General features: G+C 57.1%; 3 protein-coding genes. All 3 read right to left on the bottom strand.

All coding sequences use genetic code 11. The annotated features are described in order from the left end of the window. The coding region (locus tag GXX57_05375; GenBank protein ID HHV44080.1) for a hypothetical protein at window positions 1-365 on the bottom strand (365 nt) is incomplete at its 3' end. Window positions 366-465: 100 nt separating this feature from the next. Then, window positions 466-1,788 (bottom strand): hypothetical protein, encoded by a 1,323-nt coding sequence (locus GXX57_05380; GenBank protein HHV44081.1) that lies wholly within the window; start codon window positions 1,786-1,788, stop codon window positions 466-468. Beyond that, window positions 1,785-3,296 (bottom strand): TldD/PmbA family protein, encoded by a 1,512-nt coding sequence (locus tag GXX57_05385; GenBank protein HHV44082.1) that lies wholly within the window; start codon window positions 3,294-3,296, stop codon window positions 1,785-1,787. Before GXX57_05385 ends, GXX57_05380 begins: the two co-directional genes overlap by 4 nt. Window positions 3,297-3,396 lie beyond the last annotated feature (100 nt).

Raw genomic sequence — 3,396 nt, forward strand, 5'->3', positions numbered from 1 at the left:
GGGAAACTGAACTGGGTCGGCAACAGTCTTTTTCCTTGCAGGTAATTGGGGATGATGGCGGTTAGGGCGATGAGCAAGCCGATGCCCCCTCCCCAAAGGAGCCACCTTTTCCATTGGGAAAGATTAAAGACCTCCCCTACCCTGCGGTCGGCTGTTTTCATTAGCCAAAGGGCGGGTAAAATCCAGATAATCACCTTGGCCGTTGTCCAGTAGAGGAAGCTGCCGGTGGCGGTGGCCAGGTAGTCTAGTTTTTGTTCCAAGGCGACTTTGCCTAGCCACGCTCCGATCCAAACCACGATGAGGACGGCGAAAGAAAGATAGGTCAGAGTTACAACTCTGTTTGGTGATGAAAGCTGTTTGCTCATTTTCTTGGATCCCCTGTCATGTTTTCGGGTTTTGTTGGGATTATTCACCGCTTGTCCTTAGGGTGACCTGTACGGGCCCAGGGGCCTTAGCCCCTGGGGATCAATCTTCAATGGTAACATCGGCCAGCAACCGCAGACCGGGATAATCCGCGTAGTCGTCGAAGCCGTAGTCGAAGTCTGTGGAATTAAGCTGCGCAAAGAGATTACCGGCGATGGATGCCTTGACCTTCCCCCTTGGCCTGCCTTGCTCGATCACCAATGCTTGGTCGGCGGTGACCGAGTAGGTGCCGGCGGTGGTGTTTTGGGAGTGCAGACCCAAGACACTGAGGATTAGAAGTCCCCGATCGATTTCCCCGATCAACTGGGACAGGGAACCTTCCCGGGGGATTAGCAAAGGACCCGCGGGGGTTGGCTCCAGATTGGCCTTCTTCGCATACTTCCGGTTCAGCAAGGGGGTTTGCAGCCGTCCCTCCTTGATTACCGCCAGCCGTTTAGAAGGGATCCCCTCGTTTGTGCAGGGGGCAGTACCGTATTCGTAATCCCGCAAAGGCTCAATAAAGACCGAAAGACGGGGCGAGAAAACCTGTTCCTTGGCCCGGAAGGCTTCCAGGGTAAAGGCGCTGTGGCCCTCCACTACCCGACTTCCCTCCAGGTTGTGGCCGATGTACTGCTGCAGAAACATACCGGTCACATCGGGCATGAGGATAATGGGCATCTTCCCCGAAGTGATGGGTACGGTGGTGGGCTGTTTTAACTGGGCGGTGGTCTGGCCCACGGTTGTTAACAGATGCTGGACCTCGGCTTCGGTGGGGAGACGATGTTTACCGAAGTATTTCCCATAGATGTTGTCGGCATAAAAGCCGAAGGACCGGTTGGTTACGTGGAACGAAACGTTAAGCCCCGCACTGTTTCGGATCATCCGTTGTCCGACGCTGCTTTGGGACTGCCCGTCTAGGTTTTCAATCCCGTAGCCCTGTAGTTCCCTGCGGGCTTGGGCAATGAGCGCAAAGTGGGCCTGGACCGGGAGGTTAGCGATATCCGGATCGTAGACCTTCACTTCCGGGTACTCCTGTGGAGGAAGGATGTCCGGTTCGTCGGGATCGGTATAGGCAATGTGTTTCCATACCTTTACCCAGTGTTGGAAGTCCCCTTCGAGAATGCCGCGGTCAAAATTGGTGTAGGTGTGGCTTCCGTCAGACCAGATCAGGTGTAGATGTCCCGTTAGTTTCCGTTGACTGGAGGGGGCTGCGTAGGGTCCGCCCAGGCGATTCTCGTTCAGACCGATGGAGGTTACCTCCTGTTCGGTGACGGAATAGTGCCAGCCGGTGATGCGCAGTTCCGCCGGTACCTGGGAGGACATCTGCCCTTGGAGAGCATTGTCCAGTTTTGTGCAGAAACGGTCAAGATCTAGACGGGTCATCATCGCCCACCTCCAATGGTGATACTCTTATCCTTCTCCAGCACGATGAACAGGTTCGAGCCGCCGCCGCAGGGTACCGACTGGCTGCGCTTCCCGCAGGTTCCCGTGGCATCGACGGCCACTCCCCCCAAACCACCGGAGATCGCCCGGAGGGCCGAAAGGATCTGGCCGCTGAAGCTGGTGGCCTGGCGGGGGATCGCTTCATCCTTCAGTTCGTAGACGCCGGAGCAAGAAAAGACGAAGTCACCGGTGGCGGGGTTTACCTGCCCACCTAAAGCACCGGAGAGATATAGGATCTCTTCGTCTTTCTCTAGCAGACCTGCCTTTTCCAGCATGGGCCGCAGATCCGCCGGTGTGATGTCTTCAAAGTCCCGATCGATGGGCACCGCATTACTTACCATGAGCCGGATGTTGGACATCCGGGGCACGGGCAGATGGGCGTAGGTTTCGGCCCGGGCGGCACCGGTGTTTCGTACCCCCGCCTTACGGGCGGAGAAAACATCGGCGAGACCATCCTTAAGGACTCCGTTTTCCACAATGGTTACCGTCTCCCTGGGGACGCCATTGGCGCTAAAGGGTTGGTCTCCGTGGTCCCCCGGCAGTGGTCCATCGATGATGGAAACCAGCGGTGAGGCTACCATTTCACCGGTACGGAACCGACCATTGCGGGCCAGAATGGTGGTTTCGGCCCGGTCCACCTCCGCGGCATGGCCGAAGGCCTCGTGGGCCAGGATCATAGCCAGCACATAGTCGAGGACTAGTTTATAGTTACCTGCTTTTACCGGTTCCGCCTTGGTTAGGTTCAGGGCAATCTCGGCGGCTTTCTTGGAACGTTTCCGGAGCAGTTCCCTGCTTTCAGGTTTGATGAGTTCCCTGGGATCCACACCGCTAATGTTCGCCATGGTGCTGGAGGCCCGTCCGGCGCTGCGGGCGGAGATGCCGTTTCGGATCACACAGCGGGGAAAGGCAAAATGTACATCGGTGCCGTCGGAACGGAAGATCCGCCATTCCTCGTAGCTGATGTACAGGCCGGTCATGACCGAAAGCCCTGGTCCCAACTCCCGGGCCTCCCTGTTAATCTCAATGAGGGCCTGTTCCAAAGGGTCCAGATCTAGGGTGTTGGGATCGTAGGTGATGTTCGCGGGGCGTTTCCCTTCGGTCTTGGGAAGGTTGAACACCTCGGTGTTGGTGTCGATATGCTCTTCCGGAGAATCCTTGGCCAGGCGGGCTGCCTGTTCCACTAAGCCTAGGATTTCTTCCCCGGCGATGCGGTCCACCGCGGCGAAACCACTGCGTCCTTCCTTGGTAAAGACCTGTACCCCGGTACCCCGGATGCTCCCCCGCTGGATGCTGTCTAACCGGCCGTCCACCACGTTGATGCGGAGGCTGGTGGCATCTTGGAGCCGGGTGATGGCGTACACATCCAGCTGGGAACTGGCCTTGACGGTGGCGTCCTTAATCTGTGCATAGGGTTCAAGTCGCATTTCCACCGGATCCACTCCTTTCACCATGGAATTTCTCCTTCGGGGAGGGAACTCCTTTTCCAGCCAGGACCAAATCCCTGCAAAAGACATCGAAGGAGACTTGCTGTTTTTGACGAGGTATAGAAAC

The sequence above is a fragment of the Bacillota bacterium genome (assembly GCA_012839765.1).
Classification (GTDB): domain Bacteria; phylum Bacillota; class Limnochordia; order DUMW01; family DUMW01; genus DUMW01.

Excerpts from the sequence above, each read along its gene's own strand:
- GXX57_05380 (HHV44081.1), bottom strand. The coding sequence starts at position 1,788 with ATGATGACCCGTCTAGATCTTGACCGTTTCTGCACAAAACTGGACAAT.
- GXX57_05385 (HHV44082.1), bottom strand. The coding sequence starts at position 3,296 with ATGGTGAAAGGAGTGGATCCGGTGGAAATGCGACTTGAACCCTATGCA.